The sequence below is a fragment of the Nocardia sp. NPDC060220 genome, assembly GCF_042727815.1.
In the GTDB taxonomy this organism is placed as follows: domain Bacteria; phylum Actinomycetota; class Actinomycetes; order Mycobacteriales; family Mycobacteriaceae; genus Nocardia.
Genome location: NZ_JBHWZY010001305.1, coordinates 1 through 1,289, shown reverse-complemented (window position 1 = coordinate 1,289; position 1,289 = coordinate 1). Strand labels below are relative to the sequence as shown.

The following is a 1,289-nucleotide window of genomic DNA, read 5'->3' as shown; positions in this document are numbered from 1 at the left end:
GGGTTCCTGCGCCGTGCCGCCACCATGACCCGACCCATCGACGTGCGCCTGTTCCTGCGTGGCGCGTCCGCCGCCGACTCCGACGCCTCGGTGTCGGTGCCCGTCGTCGGCGACATCGCGGCGGGCACTCCGATCCTGGCCGAGCACAACCCCGACGACGTCATGACCCTCCCGCGTGAACTGGTCGGCCGCGGTGAGGTTTTCGGCTTGCGGGTGCGTGGCGACTCCATGATCGATGCCGCGATCTGCGACGGCGACCTCGTGGTGGTGCGTAGTCAGCGCGAGGCCAACTCCGGCGATATCGTCGCGGCGATGATCGGCGAGGAAGCTACGGTCAAGGTGTACCGCCGCCGCAACGGGCACGTGCAGCTCGAACCGCGCAACCCCGCCTACTCCGTGATCGACGGTGACGAAGCCGTCATCCTGGGCCGCGTCGTGTCGGTGATGCGCCGACTCTGAGGTCGCTACGCCGGGCCGAACCAGTCCAGCGACTGGCCGTGCGGCCCGGCGAAAGCCAACGGCTCGTCGTCGAGGGCGAGCACCAATCGGGCCGCTGTGCTCTCGCGCGGGGGCAACCGGTCGGCCAGCGTGCTGAGAACCCCGGTGCCCTCTTGCGACACCCAGTGGCAGGGCAGGTCCCGCACCGTCACCCGGAAGTCCGCCCGCGCCTGAGGGGACAGGTAGGTCAGCACAGCACTGTGGAAAACCACTACGGTGCTGGCGCGTGGCGCCGCGAGTACCAGCTCGGTGACCTGCTCGTTCAGGTCGCCGGTGACGATGGCCGGTGGTTCCGCCGCCGCGATCGCGCAGGCCGAACGCAAGCGCGACAGCCGCTCGTCCTGTCCCGGCCAGACCAGCGCGGACAGCCACTGCCGGTCGTCGCTGTTGCCGGCATCGAGCGGGTTCAGATCTACTCCTGCCCGATGGACGACCCGGGGGAGCCGGTCCGGGATCGGCACCGCTCCGGTTGTCCTGCAGGTCAACACAACCGATGACGGACCGTCTGCCGGATCCAGCGCGGCGGTGTTGTAGCGATAACTGAAACGGTCCGGGTACAGGCACAGTCCGGCCGATGCTCCGACCTCGATGAGCGACAGGGGTCCGGGCAGGCGGGCCAGCACCGGCAGCAGGGTGGCCGCCCGGCCCGCCTCGTTCGTCTGTGTACGTCTGCGCAGCGCGGTCGCGGAGATCGCCGACCAGTTCTCGCGCAGTTGGTCGCGGAACTCGTGATAGGGAACCGCGGTCGCGCCGTGCACTCGCGCGGCGGCCAGGATCAGGTTGGGTTGCTG

General features: G+C 69.7%; 2 protein-coding genes. One reads left to right on the top strand and one right to left on the bottom strand.

Annotated features, from left to right (window positions below):
• Positions 1-459: transcriptional repressor LexA (gene lexA / locus ACFWF3_RS36275; protein ID WP_379318701.1), on the top strand; the 459-nt coding region annotated here is incomplete at its 5' end.
• A gap of 5 nt (positions 460-464) precedes the next feature.
• On the opposite strand, the gene ACFWF3_RS36270 is transcribed toward lexA, so the two are convergent.
• The coding region (locus ACFWF3_RS36270) for a DUF2332 family protein (RefSeq protein WP_379318699.1) at positions 465-1,289 on the bottom strand (825 nt) is incomplete at its 5' end.